Source organism: Crateriforma conspicua (assembly GCF_007752935.1).
In the GTDB taxonomy this organism is placed as follows: Bacteria; Planctomycetota; Planctomycetia; order Pirellulales; family Pirellulaceae; genus Crateriforma; species Crateriforma conspicua.
Genome location: NZ_CP036319.1, coordinates 345,729 through 362,875 on the forward strand (window position 1 = coordinate 345,729; position 17,147 = coordinate 362,875).

Consider the following 17,147-nt stretch of genomic DNA (forward strand, 5'->3'; position numbering starts at 1 on the left):
TCGACGGTATTCACCGGCCATAGACGAGAGTATCCTGGGGAATCGGCCGGGGAACAAAATCGATGAGCGAATTGCTGCTGTATTATCGGCGACCAGAGCCGACGACATGGGTGTACCTGTCGTCGTTTTTAACCATAGGTCTGTACTTTGTCTTCCATCGATTCTGGAGTGTCCGGAATCTGGACATCGTCCTGCTGATCTTGCTGGCGCCCGGTTTGTTGATGGTCCACGAAGGTCAGCGACGCGAAATCAAGCAGCGTCAAGCCGCGGTCATCGATGCGTCCGGCGGCCAACCGGTGGACCAGCCCACCGAAGATGGCGGCGCAGCCGCAAAGGTGAATTCCGACGGCGATGGTCCCGATACAGAAATCACGGGACCGGGTTCCGTGGAATTGACCGATCCGCGCGCGGAAACCGCGTCCGCGGCCGGCACTGAAATGGCTGTCGACGAGACGACGGTAGATCCATCGGCCACCGAATCTGGCGATGCCACCGCGCCGGCGGCGTCCCCCGATGCTTTGGTGGCGACCCAGGCGGAGACGATCGACACCGATTCAGCCGACATCGATTCCGTTGCCACCGACGCGACGACGTTTTCCTGGATCACACTGAAACGCTCGGGTTTCATTTGGTTGTTCGTGATCGAAGCCTGCATTTTGGTGCGATTATTGTTGGACCCGTTGATGGTTCGGCGTCCCCTGTTGGATCCCAATTTGACCACCGGCGGATTGAACTTTATCGGGATTTCGTTGTTCGTGTTCATGATGGCAAACGTCGTCACCAGCACGCCGCAGATACAACAAGAACAGGGCCCCAAGCTTGGTCCCGGGTATGCGTTGATCAACATGTTGCCCGCGATCCCGACACGACCGGTCAGCGAATCGGTCGGCGGTGACATGCCCCGGACCATCTCGGAATTAACGCCACGTCAGCAGCGTGTGGCGACCATCGCGAAGGTCTTGGCGATCCTGGCCCAGCTTTCGATCGTGGTGGCCATTGTCATGATCGGCAAACGCCATTTCGGAAACCTTTGTGCGGGGACCGGTTGTGCCCTGCTGTACCTGTTGGTGCCTTACACCGCGCAGATGACCGGTCGGGTCGATCATGCGGTTCCGGCCGCATTGTTATTGTGGGCCATTTTGACGTACCGCAAGCCGATGATTGCAGGCATCTTTCTGGGCTTAGCCGCCGGATTGGTTTATTACCCGCTGTTCTTGTTGCCGCTTTGGTTCAGCTTTTATTGGCAACGTGGTGCGCGTCGCTTCGGTGCTGGGGTGGCATCCATGCTGGTCATGTTGATGTTGCTGTTGGCTTTGGGCGGATCAGACACGTTCGGCGGGCGGTTGCAACAGATGTTCGGACTTTGGTTGCCGACACAGGCGGATCCACGAGGCGTTTGGGAACTGGGTTGGAACCCGGTGTGGCGATTGCCGGTGATTGTGGGCTTTGTGATTTTAAGTGTGTTCTTGGCGATCTGGCCGGCACAGAAAAACCTTGGCACGCTGATCAGTTGCACCGCTGCGGTGATGGTGGCTTCACAGTTTTGGCATGGGTACGGCGGCGGCATGTACTTGGCTTGGTTCTTGCCCATGCTGTTGTTGACGATCTTTCGTCCGAATCTGCAAGACCGTGTCGCTTTGAAAGTCATCAGTCCGCGTTCGCGATTGGTCGACGCCGCATCCCGACTGACCGCAAGTGCGGCCTGACCAAGGCCGGCGGAAAGGAACCGAGATGGATCAGCAAAGCGATCGCGCGATCGATCGATATCAATCCCGATGGGATCAGTTGCAAGCCACTGTTGCCGATTTGGATCGTCGCGACCGACGCATCGGCCATGTACGAGTCGGCTTGTTCCTGGTCGTCTTGGCGTGCGGGTTTCTGGCGGCATTCGCCCAGTCATCGACGGTCTTTGTCATCGCCGGCGTCGTATTTTTTGTGCTGTTTTTGGCCGCGGTGATCTACAACGAACCGATCCGTGACGCGATCGAGCACCATCGGCAACAACAACGAGTGTTGGACCGCGCGATGGCACGGGTGCGGCGCGATTGGGGCAAGCTGGAAAAGCTGTCCCCCAAGGTCACGACGGCAGACTTGGATTTGGACGATCATGCGATCAGCACCGCAACCGACCTGGATCTGTTTGGTCGCGCGTCGTTGTTTCGTTGGCTGTCGATGACCGAGACGGCGATGGGCAACCGTGCCCTGGCGTCGTGGTTGGTGGGGCGAGCGGATGCCGATGTGGCCAAGGCACGAACCGAGTGTGCGCAGGTGTTGGCACAGCAGCGCGACGAACGGATCGAGTTTCACTGTTTGGCGCATCAGGTCAGTCAAATGTCGGGCGACCCGGAAGCGTTTCAGCATTGGGCGACGGGACCGTCTTGGCTTTCATCCCGCCGATGGTTGTATGCCTATGCCAACATTTCCTTGGTCATCGCGTTGTCGGGTGGGTTGTTGTTGTTGATCGGATGGGTGGTTGCCGGTTCGGGTGACTTGGCCAAGTATGGGGCGATCGTGTTGTTTGCACTGGCGGTGCTGAACACGTTGATGGGCGCACTGTTGCTTGCACCGGTGCACCAGATTTTGTCGGTCGCATTGACCAGTCGGCGCAGCGTCGCCAGTTACGTGGCGATGTTTGAACACGCCAAATGGTTGCCCGGTGGCAACGATGCGTCGCCGCTGGCCATGTCGATCCGGTCGCGCGTGTTGGACGGACCTCGGTCGGCCAAACAAGGCATGCATGATTTGTCGGTGATCGCACGAGCGGGAGCGTTGAAACAATCTGCGGCCACGTTTTTGTTGTATCTGCCGCTGCAACTGTTTGGGCTTTGGGACGTCCGCGTTCTTCGTCGACTGGAACATTGGCAGCAAAACTACAGTGGCGTTTGCCGCGATTGGTTCGATGCCTTGGGTGACCTGGAGGCATTGATGTCGGTGGCCGCCGTTTGCGACGAGCAGTCCGAATGGATCTTTCCCCATTGGCAGTCATCCGCTGACAAGCAGGTTTCCGCAACGCGTTTGGGACACCCGTTGTTGGACGATCAGCAACGCGTTTGCAACGACGTTACCGTCGGACCGGCGGGGACATTTTTGCTGGTTACTGGCAGCAACATGTCGGGCAAGAGCACTTTGCTGCGAAGCATCGGTTTGAATGTCGTCTTGGCTGCCACGGGCGCACCCGTTTGCGCGACCTACTTTGCGCTGCCCACGCTGGAACTGGGGACCAGCATTCGCGTGACGGATAGTTTGGCCGAAGGTGTTTCGTTTTACATGGCGGAGCTTTATCGATTGCGTGCGGTCGTCGAACAGGCGGAGCGGTTGGCCAAGTCGGGGGACTGCACGTTGTTGTTCTTGTTGGACGAGATCTTGCAGGGGACCAACAGCCGTGAGCGTCAGATTGCCGTCGCGACCGTCTTGCAGCGGCTGGTCGACTGTCAGGCGATCGGCGCGATCAGTACTCACGATCTGGAATTGGCCGAAGATCCCGGTTTGACCGAAAAAGCCAGCACCGTGCATTTCCGCGAAACCATTCAAACCACCGATGACGGTCAGGAAGAGATGACTTTCGATTACAAGATGCGTCAGGGCGTTTCTCCGACCACCAACGCCCTGCGATTATTGGAAATCGTGGGTCTGGGACGCGGTGGAGCGGCGGAGAAATCGTAGAATCAACGTCAGGCGGTGGCCGACGGGGTTCCGCCCCGGATGCGTTTTTCGTTTTTCAGGTACGTCATGCTGTCGAATGATTCGTGCCCCCACGCGGCAGTTTGTACAGCCCACGCGGTTGCTGTGGCGGTTCGCGCCGGTCTGTTGGGTTGGGTGCTGTTGATTGCCGGATGCGGCGGATCACCGGACCAACAAACCGCATCGCAGGCAGATCCGGTCGGACACCAAGCGATGCTGCAACTGTTACAGCAGATCAAAGAAGCGGTGGGGCCGGCCCATTCCCATCGCGAACAGGATCGTTTGAACGAACTGTTGCAGCAGGCCGAGCAGTTGCCGCCGGGAAGTCTGGCGCGAATAGAACCCTTGGCCCTAGCCGGCGAAATCTACTTGCGTTTGGGTGAAACGAAACGATCCATCGTCACCTTGGATGAAGCATTGAAGTTGGCTCAATCGGCCGGCGACAAAATCCCCGACGCCGTGGATACTTCGATTCGATTCAACTTGGGCATGGCGTATCTGCGATTGGGAGAAAACGAAAATTGTCTGGCCAATCATACGATCGATAGCTGTTTGGCACCGATTCGTGGCAGCGGCGTTCATACGATCACCACGGGATCCACCAGGGCCGCCGAGTTGTTTCGGCAAGTGTTGCGCAAACAGCCGGATGATATGACAACACGTTGGTTGTTGAATCTTGCGGTCATGACACTGGGGGAATATCCCGAAGGCGTTGAACCGCAATGGCGGATCCCGATCCCCGATGGTGCCGACGTTGAATTTCCACGCTTCTTGGATCGTGCCGGTGACCTGGGTTTGGACATCACAACATTGGCCGGCGGTGCGATCGTTGACGATTTCAACGGTGATCAATTGCTGGACGTTGTGGTTTCCGATTGGGATCCGGCCGGGCAAATTCGCTTTTTCCGAAACAACGGGGCCGGTGGATTTGTGGATGAGACCGAGGCGGCAAATCTGATCGGCATCTTGGGTGGGTTGAATTTGATGCACGCCGATTACGACAATGACGGCGATCTGGATATTCTGCTTTTGCGTGGCGGTTGGCTGATGGATGTCGGCAATCATCCAAATTCGTTGTTGCAGAACGATGGATGCGGACGTTTCGTGGATGTGACATTTCCCTCCGGCCTAGCCGAAGAAGCTTTTCCAACCCAGACCGCGTCCTGGGCTGACTATGACGGCGATGGTGATTTGGATTTGTACATCGGGAATGAACAGCATCCCAATCAACTGTTTCAAAATCAGAACGACGGTACGTTCATCGATGTAGCATCCGCCGCAGGGGTGGACGACGATGGCTATAGCAAAGCCGTGACCTGGGGCGATTTCGATGGCGATGATCTGCCCGACATCTATGTTTCCAATCTAAAGCAAGCCAATCGACTGTTCCAAAACCAGGGCGATGGGACATTCGTGGATGTCGCATTGGCGGCCGGTGTGACCGGGCCGCAAAAGGGATTTCCGGTCTGGTTCTGGGATTACAACAACGACGGTGCGCTGGACCTGTTTGCGACCAGTTATTGGCAGGACATCAGTCTGACCGCCGCCAGTTATCTGGGCAAAGACCACCCATCGGAACACGACCATCTGTACCGCAATGCGGGTGATGGCACATTCCGAGAAGTTAGCCAAGACGTCGGGCTGTCGGTTGTGACCCAGCCGATGGGATGCAATTTCGGCGATCTGAACAACGACGGCTTTTTGGATTTTTATCTGGGAACCGGCTATCCCGAATTCGAAGCTCTTTCACCCAACCTGATGTATCTGAATCAGAATGGTGAACGCTTTGTGGATGTTTCAGCGGCGGGGGGATTCGGGCATTTGCAAAAGGGCCACGGCGTCGTGTTTGCCGACATCGACCAGGATGGCGACCAAGACGTCTTTCACGAATTGGGTGGCTGGTTCAAAGGAGACCCGTTTCGAAACGCACTGTTTGAAAACCCGGGTTTTGGGAACCATTGGCTTGCGGTTCAGTTGGTCGGCACGGAATCGAATCGTTGTGCGATCGGTGCCCGGATATCGTTGACTTTTAGCGAAAATGGAACTGAACGTCACGTGTATCGTTCGGTCAGCAGCGGCGGCAGTTTCGGTTGCAATCCGCTTCGGCAACATGTCGGTGTGGGGAAAGCCACGGAAATTGCGATGTTGGAGGTTCACTGGCCCACCAGTGGGCGGACGCAATCTTGGTCGAATATCCCGGTGGACCAGTTCATCCGTGTCACCGAAGACGCCACCGACTTCCAAACGCTGCCCTATCCGCACCATCCGTTTGTTTCGTCCCACGACGGTCATCATCACCACCACCATCATCATTGAACGAATCCCCGATCCACCCGCGTCACACGTTGATCCAATCGCACCGGAATGTCACAGCGTCGATCGAAACGCCCGCCTCGCAAATCTGCCGTAACTGACGGCGTCGACCGAACCACAAGCGTCAGCCACCAGCCGGTTGAAACGAGGTCGTGGCGGCCATGGGTATTGTTCGGGGTGGGCCTGCTGGCGTTGTGTGCAACGCTGGGTTGTTGGTTCGGCTTGATCGGTGTGCCGAACCAACAAGTCATGCACTGGCAGGCGACTCTTTCGGTTCCGCCGGTCGACAGTGGATCGGCACCGACACTGGTCAAGCTTCAGGACAAACCATCGGGACACATCGGTATTGAAAATTGCCGCGGGTGTCATCAGGACAAGTACGACAGCTTTGTGCAGACGGCGCACTTCCAAAGCTTCACGATGGCCGACCGTTTGACCGAGTTGCCCGAAGCGAGCGTGGTTCATCAGCCAACATCGAGAACCTATTCGGCGGAAAACGATGGCGATGCACAGTGGCATGTGGAAACGCTGTTGGACACCGAGGGGGAACCGATCAGTCGGACGCGGCGTCGCATGGATTTTGCTTTTGGTTCTGGGATTCACGGGATCACGCCGGCTTATGAAGTCGACGGGTGGATGATGCAGTCGCCGCTGACTTGGTACGCCGAAGGTGTCGGCTGGGCCATGTCACCCGGATATGAGGGAAACGCCCATCAAGCGTTTGAGCGGTTGATCGTCAAGGAATGCGTGTTCTGTCACGTGGGACAGGCGCAACCGGATCCGCAAAACGAATTGCGTTTCCGCGTGAGCGAAATGCGGATCAGCTGCGAACGTTGCCACGGGGGCGGTCAAACGCATGCCGAAGTGATGACGGCACTGGACGAAGGCCGAGAAACGGACGTCAAGGACACCATCGTTAACCCCGCAAACCTAAGCCGTGATGCGGCCGAAGCAGTGTGCCAGCAATGCCACCTGCAAGCTGCAATGTACGTCAACGCGACCGGCCAAGACGTATGGGATTACCGACCGGGTGAAACACTGGTTGCCAACCGGACTGATTTCGCCATTTCTGGCGACGGCAGTCACCGCATCGTCAATCATGTCGAACAATTGCACGACAGCCGTTGCTACGTCGAATCGGAAACCATGACCTGTGTGACCTGCCACGACCCACATCATCGTGAATCACCGACCGAGCGCGTCGCTATGTATCGCGAAGCCTGTTTTCAGTGTCACAGCAACGAATCTTGTGGTGTCGACTTGGAGGTGCGTCAGGACAGAAACCGGAACGATTGTTCGGACTGTCACATGCCAAGCTTGCCGACACGTGATGTGCACGCGGCCTTGCATCATCACACCATCGGGATCTTTGACGATCAGGGGCGACCGCGACAGGACAAACAGTCCGGACCGCAGGGCGGACTGAAAGCGATCTTGAACCACGACACGCTTTCCCAAGCAGAGATCGATCGTCGGCGAGCGATTGCGACGCTTGAGTTGTCCGTCAATGATCCGGCGTTCCAGCCGGCCCAAGATGCTCTGGTCGACGCGTCCACCACCTTGATGCAAGCCGTTGGTAAGGGCAAAGCCGATCGTCGAATGCGAAACGCACTAATGTTGTTGGCCGATCAAATGGAACAATCACCGGTGGCCCAGCAGATGGCGCGGACACTGATCGATGAACCCGATAACGATGCTTTGCGATCCATCGCGTTGGAAGTCTTGGGTACCGAAGCGTTCAAGGCGGGAGACAACGCGACCGCTTTGGATGCGTTTGAGCGATTGGTCAAGTTGCGTCAACGCAGCAACGACTACTACATTTTGGCACTGTGTCTTCGAAACGCTGGTGACGACGACGGCAGTATCCGGGCAGCCGAGACGGCCCTGCGGCTTTCCCCGGACTTCATTGCGGCCCACGAGTTGTTGGCGTTCTATTTCCAGGACAGCGATCCGAAAAAGGCAGAGGCACACCTGAACGCTGCGGAAAAACTGGAGCGGATCCAGACAACGTTGCCCTAAATTCAGCCGGCTTCAATCATCACTGTCATGAGCGAGGGCCGGTACTAGCGAGGACCGATGCGGGCAACGCTGCCCTGCCCTTCGATCACCGTGAACGTGGAAGGTTCTTGTTCGGGGACGAACGAGTCCTGAATGCCCGAAGGCCAAGTGACCGCGATTTCTTGAATCATTTCGTCCTTGCCGATGATCATCCCAACGTCCGAGGTGTTGGTGCAGTAGTAACCGTACCCGGCAATGCGGTGTCCCGTCACGGTTCGTCGATCGGTTTTGACTTCGATACGCCCGCCCACTGCATCGCGATGCGAATTCGTGCCCACCAGTGATAATGAAACGACACGTCCGTGCTGAGGGCTGCGGTTCATCAACAGACGTGTGGGTTCACCCAAATGCCCCACCATCATGTCCAGCCTGCCGTCGCGATCAAAGTCCGCGGTCGCGATGGTGCGGCCCACGTGCTTTTGGGCAAAGTATCCGTTGGGTGATTGATCGTGTTCGACCTGTGCGTCTTCGGCCGCCGATTCGCTGATGGCGGATGTCTGGCGATCCAGAAACCATCGCGATTGGTCATAGCGAAAGAGCTGGGAATACTGGGCCATCGTGTCGTTAGGATCGATCGGCTGGTTGACGTGTCCGTTGGTGACGAACAAATCCATCCGATTGTCGGCGTCGAAGTCCGACATCACCACACCGAAACCCAACACCGGTGTGGACGGTCCGCTTAAGCCGCTGGCTTGGGTCTGATCGCCGAATAGCCCCGGTGACTGCTGGACGAAAAAGTTATTGCTTTCTTCACTGAAATTGGTCACCACCAAATCCAAGTCGGCATCGGCGTCAGGGTCGGCCACGGCAATGCCCATGCAGGCTTGGGCGCGGCCGCCGACACCATAGCCCAGCCCACGCACCACGGCTTCTTCCGACCAAGTGTCGTTGTTTTGCCGTCGCCAAAAGTGGTTCGCCGACATGTCGTTGGATACGAACACTTCCAAGCCAGGGTTGGTGGCATCTAAATCGGCGACCACCAAACCCAGTCCGCGTCCGGCCTGATCAATCGATGACCAAGATTCATCCAAACGGAAGGTGCCATCGCCGTTGCCCAGCCAAACCTTGTCGGGATCCCCGTCAAAATCGACCGGCGGGCACGCCCCCAGGACACCGGTGTAGCTGTGGCACGGACGGTTCAGAACGTCGTCCAAGACGCAGTAATTGATTTCAATCAGATCGGCGATCGCATCATCGTTGATGTCGGCGATGGCAACACTGGACGTCCAATGGCTGCCACGGATTCCCGACGCATCGGTCACGTCGGTGAACTGGCCATCGCCGTTGTTGATCAAGATGCGGTTGGGACCGATGTTTCCGATAAACAGATCGGGGAATCCGTCGGCGTTGATGTCGCCAGCGGCAACCCCCTGGCCATAGTCGTCCAGTTTGGTTGCCAGAGACGCCCGTTGAAAATCGCCGTCCCGGTTCAAGAACAGTTGGTCCGTAATAGGGCTGGGTTTCAGCGGCTCGCTGCCGGCCTGGGACAAATAAGCATCGTCCCAACCGTCACGGTCAAAGTCGGCTGCAGCGATCCCACCGCCGTTGATCTGGTGCAGCCACACCGCCAATTGGCCGGTCGGTTCGCCCGTATCGAACTGAAATTCCAGACCGCGGGATTGCGTTTCGTCGACGAGCAGGATTTCGCCAAAATCATCGCCCGAATCCGAACGCGGCTTTGTCATCGATGTGGCCAGGGATGCGATTTCGTCCGGTGGTGAAACGGATTGGGCAAAGTCCGACAAGGTGGATGCCCACCGCTGGCGAGGCGGTGTCTTCTCGATCGCAGCCTGGCGTTTGGTCAAGTCATCGGCCGGATCGTGCTGCAGATTCCCGGCGATTTTTGACCAGCCGACTGCTTCGTCATGACGTCCCAATTGCCACAGGATCTCGGCAATCCGAATGCTATTGGCTTGTGACGGCAAGCCTTCTTCGAAATATGCCAAACAGCGGTTGTACAATTCTTGTAGCATCTTGGCACGATCGGCAACTTGTTGTGACAAGCTCTCGTGACCACCACGGCTGAGGCTGACGGCCAACTGCGTCGCCGGCAGATGGGAATGATGTTCGGCGGCCAACAATGATTCGGCAAAGCACTTCGCAGCCCAGTCAGATTGTCCGCCGGCCAGCGCGGCAATGCCTGCCCCGTACCAAAGATCCGGGTGATTGATTTGCGTCGGCGGATGATCCGCTGCGAAAGCAGCCAGATCAGCCAGCCGTCCCGATTCCGCCAACAAGAACGCGTGAAATCCGATCGCCGGCGCGTAGTCGTCGTGTTCTCGGACGATCGGAGCTGTGATCTCCAAAGCCGCGTCGGGCTTTTTGCTCATCCATAGTCCGACCGCCTGACTTAGCTGTGGACGTAGATCATCTGGCTGAAGCGTATCGGCCAAACGAAGCAGATTGGGGTCTTCCTTGTAACGCTGCTTCAATGATGCCAGGAAATACAATTCATCGCCACGGATCTGACGCTGGCGAACCAATTGATGCAACTGAGCTTGGCTGGCGTGAAGATCACCGACGATGGAATACAGTTCGGCCAACCGTCGGTACAGATCTGCCGAGTGGGAAGATTTCTCCGCGTGATCGGCCAAGACTTCGGTGGCGTCGATCAGGCGTCCGCTGTTGCAGAACGCTTGGGACCACTGCAGCAATACCGGATCGGCGATAGTGCGTGACTGGTTTTCCGATGCGATTCCATGGTCGTTGAAGCGTTCGATCGCGGAATCCCAATCACGACGTTCCAGCGACACCTGGGCGGCGGCCAACAACAGATCCGGATCGTCGGGGCGGCGGATCAGTTCGGACAGCACCAGTTCGTCAGCGGCATCCCAGTTCTTGGCTCGCTTTAACGCGGAGAACTTCGTTCGAAAGCTCTCCGGGCGTCGTTGGCTGGTGGTCTGTTCCGATTCGTCGGTACGGTTACAGCCGACGTTTGCGGACAGGAAAAACGAACACAGGGACACGAAACACAGCACGGCCACGCAGGACGATGTCGTGCGTGGCCGATGCGGTTTGGAAAGCTGGGGATGGGCGATCGGACCGTTCATGCTGTGATCATAACGCGATCGGCAAGGCGGCAGTGCGGGGGGATCGCCCGATTCCCGGGGCGAGGAGCGTTAGGTGCGGGCGACTTCGCGCGATTTACGGCTCAACAAAGCGTTCGCCTGTTCATCGCCGACGAAACGTTCCGCCTTGGGATCCCACGTCAGGTCACGCCCCAGCATCAGGGCGATGTTGCACAGGTGGCACGACGTCATCGTGCGATGGTGCGTCCAGACATCGGAGATCGGCAGTCCGCCGTCGCTGATGCATTCAAAGAAGTTGCCCATGTGACCACCGGGCTTCTTGCCGTGGCAAAGCTCGGTGATCTTTTCATCCAACTCGGCACGGTCGGCGTCGGTCAACGCATCCACTGGGCGGCCTTCCAGCTTGCCACGATTGACAAAGATGCGACCCTTTTCGCCTTCGAACAGGATGCCGTTGGGGAAGTTGACGTTGTCGTTTTCCCGCGTGTAGTGATCATTGACGCTCAACACCGAACCATTTTCATAGGTCAATTCGATGTTGAACTTCATCGCGGTGTTGTAACCGTTGGGCAACGATGCTTCACCGTTCAGGAACGATTCCCAGTTGTAATCGTCGGGGACAATTTTGGGGAACTGGCCTTTACCGCTGACTTTGACCGGCCCGGTTTCGCCGGGGGCCAATGCCCACTGGGCAATGTCGATGTGGTGGGCACCCCAGTCAGTCATCTTGCCACCGGAGTATTCAAAGTACCAACGGAAGAAGCGACGACGTTCTTCGCAATAGCCTTTGTCGGGTGCCGGGCCCAACCACAGATTCCAATCAATGTCTTCCGGGGTTTCGGTGACGTCAAACGGTCCGCCTTCGGGGGCACCACCGATCGCGACATAGGCGTTGACGTTGTCGCCCAAACGTCCGGTTTGAACCATGGCGATCGCGGTCAAGAACAAGTCTTTGGCACTGCGTTGTTGTGTACCGACTTGGAACACCTTGCCGGTTTCTTCCACGACCTTGCGAATCTGTTTGCCTTCGTCGATGGTCAACGTCAACGGTTTTTCGCAATAGACGTGCGCGCCGCTGCGCAGGGCAGCGATGGCGATCGGAACGTGCCAGTGATCCGGGGTGCCGATGGTGACGACGTCCGGCTTTTCTTGTTCCAGCAATTCGCGATAGTCGCGATAGGTGTTTAGCTTGCCGCCAAAGTGTTCTTCGTTGAACTCCTTGGCATGCAAGTCGTCGACGTCACAAACGGCAATCATGTTGGCGAATCCCGCGGCAGACAACGCGATGGATCGTCCCCGGTTGTATCGACCGCGGCTGCCACCGACGCCGATCGCCGCCAAGCGAAGTTTGCCGTTGTCATCGGCGGCACGCAAAGGACCGGACATTGCGACGGCGGAACCCGCAGCGGTGGTTTGCAGGAAGCGGCGACGGGACGTATTCATGGTTGGGTACCTTCCGAAAGGCGGGAATCAATTCAAAAAAAGGCAAGATGCAAGGTGGGGCCCGGAATGCACCGGTGATCACGACGCGTCATGGACGATGCGATCACACCGCTTGTATCCTGTTGCACCGGCAGATCGATGACGACGGCGGGCATCGGGCGACCCGAACATGTTAACAAGAGCCCGGGGCAATGGGGGGCTGGGTGCTGAACTGTCGCAGAAGATCTTCGGCGCGGCGCAACTGAAGGGCCAAAAATCTGGGGCTCTGAAATCTGGGGCTCTGAAATCTGGCGTGACTGACAGGCAACACGGTCACCCGGGCATTTCGGGGCGGACACATACCGATCACTCGTCGTGCGAATCGAATCGTTCGTGCGACGGGACGTCTTGGGAATCGAACACCATGGAAACGACCGCACCGATGGATCGTCTGCCGATCGTTTCGTTGATCCGCGCGATCAGCGTTGGGGTGCTGGTGGTCATCGCCGTTGTGGGGTTGTTGTTGATGCCGGTGCCGATGGACAGTCGCGCATCGTCGGCCCTGGGCGATTTGGTTCACGCCCCGCTGTTCGGCGGTTTGGCACTGGGAACGCTGGTGTTTCTTGGGCGGTTGTGGCCGATCGGTGGCCGTTCCCAGCACGTTTGGATTCGTCTGCTGATCGTCGCGACCGCTTGGTTTCTGTTTGGCGCGACGATGGAAGTGGTTCAGCAGTGGGCCGGACGCACCGGGCGGCTTCACGATGCGTTGGCCAACGGTTGGGGGATCGTGGCGGGGTGCAGCCTGTATGTGTTGCTGCGTCAATGGGATCAGCCGTATCGCTGGCGCTGGGTCGTCGGATGTTTGGGACTTGCCGTGTTTGCAATGTTTCTGGCGTGGAAAGATCCCGTTGCCGAACTATTGGATTTCGCCCGCGTCAGGACACAGTTTCCGCGTCTGGCCTCGTTTGAATCGCCGCGAGGTTTGGCACGCTGGCACTGCGACGATTGTCATGTCGAGCATTCGACGCGTGGTGTGACCGACGGCCAACAGTCGATGAAGGTTGTGTTTTCGGTATCACCGCATCCGGCCGCGACGCTGATCGATGTTCCCGCGGACTGGTCAGGCTTTGACACCTTGGAATTGGATGTTCGGGTGGATGACGAATCCGCTTCGGAATCGTTCGACTTTGTGTTGAAGGTGATTGATCAACATCACGCCGACTATCATGCCGACACCTTTCGCCGGACTTGGCGGCTGACGCGTGGGCAGCAAACGCATCTGGTGATCCACCGCGACGAAGTGATCGCCGGTCCGGATGATCGCGATTTGGATGCAAGCCGGATCAAGTTTCTAAGTCTGCAAGTGCTGCAACCGGATCAACCGACCGTTTTGTATGTCGACCGTATCGGCTTGCAGTTTGATTCCAACCCATCACCCCATTGAGGTCTGTCATGAAATCGAATCACCATCCGAAATCATTCCTATTGATCGGGTGCTGTTTGTTCATCGCGGCATTGCACGGCTGCGGTGTTGTGAATGCGGAATCACCCTGGCAATGGGAAACCGTTCAGGCAGAAGGTCAGCCGACGGCGCGTCACGAAGCCGCATTGGCCGCCTATGACGGCAAGGTGTTTTTGATCGGTGGTCGGCGGATCAATCCGGTCGATGTCTTCGATCCTGCGACTCGTCGTTGGACGGCGATGTCACCCACACCGATGGAATTGCATCACTTCCAAGCGGTCGTGGTCGGCGACGTGATCTACTTGATGGGGGCGATGACGGGGCGGTACCCCGGTGAAACACCGCTGGAACGCGTGGTCGCCTATTACCCGAAAGAAGATGAGTTTCGGTTTCTGCATCCGATCCCAACGGCGCGACGACGCGGCGGTGCCGGAGCGGTTTATTACAACGGGAAAATCTATTTGGTCGGCGGGATCACCAACGGTCACATTGACGGTTTTCAGCCTTGGCTGGACAGCTACGATCCGGAAACCGGCGACTGGGAAACGCTGCCCGACGCACCCCACGCACGGGATCATTTTCAAGCAGTCGTGTGTAACAATCGGCTGTATGCGATCGGTGGACGAACGACTCATCAACGCGAAAAAAATGTCTTCGGTTTGACCGTCGATCAAGCGGATGTGTTTGATTTCAAAACGATGTCTTGGCTGCCGCCGGATCAATGTCCGAATTTGCCGACACCCCGCGCGGGCAACATGGCGATGACGTGGGGCGATCAGGTCTTGGTCGGTGGTGGCGAGAGTGGTGACCAAAAAACGGCGCACGACGAAGTCGAAGCTTGGGACACCGGCCAACAGAAATGGTCGGATTGGCCGTCGATGAACCGTGGGCGTCACGGCAGCGGCTTTGTTGAAGCCGACGGATTCTTATACACCGCGTCGGGCAGCGGAAATCGTGGCGGCGGTCCGGAGTTGACGTCGATTGAACGGCTGCGCTTGCCCTGACGAAGGTCCAGCATGGGCGGATCGCTGGGAATCAGGTTTGCCAGCAGGTTAGTTTCGGCCGCGAGTTAGCTTCGGCTGCGAGTTAGCTTCGGCTGCGAGTTAGCTTCGGCTGCGAGTTAGCTTCGGCTGCGAGTTAGTTTCGGCTGCGAGTTAGTTTCGGCTGCGGGGGCCCAGTCGCCCGAACATGCGATCCAGTTCATCCAGACTAAAGAACAACGCGGTGGGGCGTCCGTGGGGGCAATGATGGGTTTCGTGGTACAGGTCGCGTTGTTCCAGCAGGCTGGTGATTTCTTCGCCGGTCAACGGATCTCCGGCCTTCACCGCGGCTTTGCATGCGATGGTCGCCAACAGGTGGTTCAACAGGTCTTTGGCATCGGGTTGCTTGCCGGCACCCAGCAGTGATTCCAAGACGACGTGCAGCATTTCGCCCGGCGGGCGTTTGGGCAACATGGCTGGATAGGAATGGATCGCGATCGTGTCGCCGCCGAAGTCTTCGATTTCCAGACCGATCTGTGCCAGCGTTTCTTGAACTTCCAACGCCGCGGCGTGTTCACCGGGAGTCAGGGCAATGGTTTCGGGGACCAACAAACGTTGGGCTTCCAATCGTTGTCCGCTGTGCAAGACTTTCTGGCAAACCCGTTCGTACAACACGCGTTCGTGCAGGGCGTGTTGATCGATGACGACCATGCCCTTTTCGTCTTGCGTGACCAAGTACCGGTTGTGCACCTGGGAACCCAGATAGCTGACCGTCGGTGACGCGGTGCCCGCTTCGGTCGTATCGCGTGGCAATTGCACCGGAGTGCTTGGATCGTCACCGTCCCACGGGGCAACGTCGTCCGTGGACGCCTGCGTGTCCGTGGCGACGTCTTGCACCGGAGTTTCGGTGGACCCGTTGACGGTTGGGCTGCTTGGCAACCCGGTCGAAACGCCGCCGGATGGAAACGGACGAAAGTCCGGAATCGGGCCCGGGGTGCTGGTGGAATCTTGGCCCGTTTGTGCCCAATTGATAACGGATTGACGTTGCTGGTCCACCGCTTTGACCGACATGCCCATCACGGATTCACTGCCGCTGTTGGGCAATGACTGTGGTTCAACTGGTGCGGGTGGGCCCACGCGTTGGGTCAGATTGCTGGTCAAAAAATGGTGGCGAAGCGTTTGCAACAGACGGCTGTAAACGCGTCCGCCATCGGTGAAACGCACTTCTTGCTTGGTCGGGTGGACGTTGACATCGATCATCGATGGCGGCATGGTCAAACGCAGAAAGCAGATCGGCTGGCGTCCGACCATCAACATGCCGCGATAGGATTCACCCAGGGCATGTTGCAACGAACGGTCGCGGATGTGTCGACCGTTTAGAAACAGGTACTGCATCCGATTGTTGCCGCGGCTGACCGACGGATCACAAACGAATCCGTCGATACCGATGGCCGAATCATCGCTGTGGACCGGAATCAGTGATTCAGCAATCTCGGCACCGAAGAATGCCGCGATCCGGTCTGCCCAGCGAACCGTCGGCGGCAAATCGTGCAACAGCTTTTCGCCTTGCCGATACACGAAATGGACGTCGGGATTGGCAAGGGCCAACCGCGTGAATGCTTCGGTGATGTGTCCCCGTTCGGTTTGCGTTGTTTTCAGGAACTTATGACGCACGGGAGTATTGAAGAACAGGTTTTTGACTTCGATCACCGTGCCGGTCGGGCAACCACAGGGGGCCGGGCCTTCGATCACGCCGCCGCGGACGTTCAATTCGCTGCCGATGTCGGCGTCGGCGGGACGGCTGCGGATCGTCATTTGCGACACGCTGGCAATCGACGCGAGAGCTTCGCCGCGGAAACCCAGCGTGCCGACATGAAACAGCATTTCGTCGTCCGGCAATTTGCTGGTCGCATGGCTGGTCACCGCCAGCGGCATCTGCGCTTCGGCGATGCCGCATCCATCGTCGCTGATCCGGATCAGTTCACTGCCGCCGCCTTGGATGGTCAGTTCGACCCGTTTGGCGCCCGCATCGATGCTATTTTCCAGCAGTTCCTTGACGACCGATGCGGGGCGTTCGATCACTTCGCCCGCCGCAATTTGGTTGACCAAATTCGGTGGCAACTGACGGATGACCGGTGGCGTTGTGGCGATGGATGTCATGCCGCTGAATGTACCGCAAGGATGCCAAGTGGCAACCGATTT

General features: G+C 57.7%; 9 protein-coding genes. 6 read left to right on the plus strand and 3 right to left on the minus strand.

Annotated elements, in window-relative coordinates:
- Nucleotides 1-62 precede the first annotated feature (62 nt).
- The 4 genes from Mal65_RS01395 to Mal65_RS01410 all read left to right on the plus strand — a co-directional run bounded on the left by Mal65_RS01395 (nucleotide 63) and on the right by Mal65_RS01410 (nucleotide 8,013).
- Complete coding sequence (locus Mal65_RS01395; RefSeq protein WP_145292966.1) at nucleotides 63-1,706, plus strand: hypothetical protein; 1,644 nt, start codon at nucleotides 63-65, stop codon at nucleotides 1,704-1,706.
- Between the two features lie 25 nt (nucleotides 1,707-1,731).
- Nucleotides 1,732-3,663 carry a MutS family DNA mismatch repair protein gene (locus tag Mal65_RS01400; protein WP_145292968.1) on the plus strand — a complete coding sequence of 644 codons (1,932 nt, stop codon included), beginning with the start codon at nucleotides 1,732-1,734 and terminating at the stop codon, nucleotides 3,661-3,663.
- Nucleotides 3,664-3,729: 66 nt separating this feature from the next.
- Nucleotides 3,730-5,997: a CRTAC1 family protein gene (locus tag Mal65_RS01405; protein WP_231131257.1), complete on the plus strand. Its 2,268-nt coding sequence runs from the start codon at nucleotides 3,730-3,732 to the stop codon at nucleotides 5,995-5,997.
- Nucleotides 5,998-6,171: 174 nt separating this feature from the next.
- The gene (locus Mal65_RS01410; protein ID WP_165701000.1) at nucleotides 6,172-8,013 is read left to right on the plus strand and encodes a tetratricopeptide repeat protein; all 1,842 of its coding nucleotides are present in this window, start codon (nucleotides 6,172-6,174) and stop codon (nucleotides 8,011-8,013) included.
- Between the two features lie 44 nt (nucleotides 8,014-8,057).
- Here Mal65_RS01410 and Mal65_RS01415 read toward each other — a convergent pair whose 3' ends face one another.
- Nucleotides 8,058-11,102 carry a CRTAC1 family protein gene (locus Mal65_RS01415; RefSeq protein ID WP_145292974.1) on the minus strand — a complete coding sequence of 1,015 codons (3,045 nt, stop codon included), beginning with the start codon at nucleotides 11,100-11,102 and terminating at the stop codon, nucleotides 8,058-8,060.
- Nucleotides 11,103-11,171: 69 nt separating this feature from the next.
- On the minus strand, nucleotides 11,172-12,524 hold the full coding sequence (locus tag Mal65_RS01420) for a Gfo/Idh/MocA family protein (protein ID WP_145292976.1): 1,353 nt from the start codon (nucleotides 12,522-12,524) through the stop codon (nucleotides 11,172-11,174).
- A 403-nt stretch (nucleotides 12,525-12,927) separates the two neighbouring features.
- Here Mal65_RS01420 and Mal65_RS01425 point away from each other — a divergent pair, with 403 nt between their 5' ends.
- Nucleotides 12,928-13,947: a VanZ family protein gene (locus Mal65_RS01425; protein WP_145292978.1), complete on the plus strand. Its 1,020-nt coding sequence runs from the start codon at nucleotides 12,928-12,930 to the stop codon at nucleotides 13,945-13,947.
- A gap of 8 nt (nucleotides 13,948-13,955) precedes the next feature.
- Nucleotides 13,956-14,969 (plus strand): Kelch repeat-containing protein, encoded by a 1,014-nt coding sequence (locus Mal65_RS01430; protein WP_145292980.1) that lies wholly within the window; start codon nucleotides 13,956-13,958, stop codon nucleotides 14,967-14,969.
- A gap of 150 nt (nucleotides 14,970-15,119) precedes the next feature.
- Here the strand turns inward: Mal65_RS01430 and mutL are convergent, their stop codons facing one another.
- The gene (mutL, locus tag Mal65_RS01435; RefSeq protein WP_145292982.1) at nucleotides 15,120-17,105 is read right to left on the minus strand and encodes a DNA mismatch repair endonuclease MutL; all 1,986 of its coding nucleotides are present in this window, start codon (nucleotides 17,103-17,105) and stop codon (nucleotides 15,120-15,122) included.
- Nucleotides 17,106-17,147: the final 42 nt, after the last annotated feature.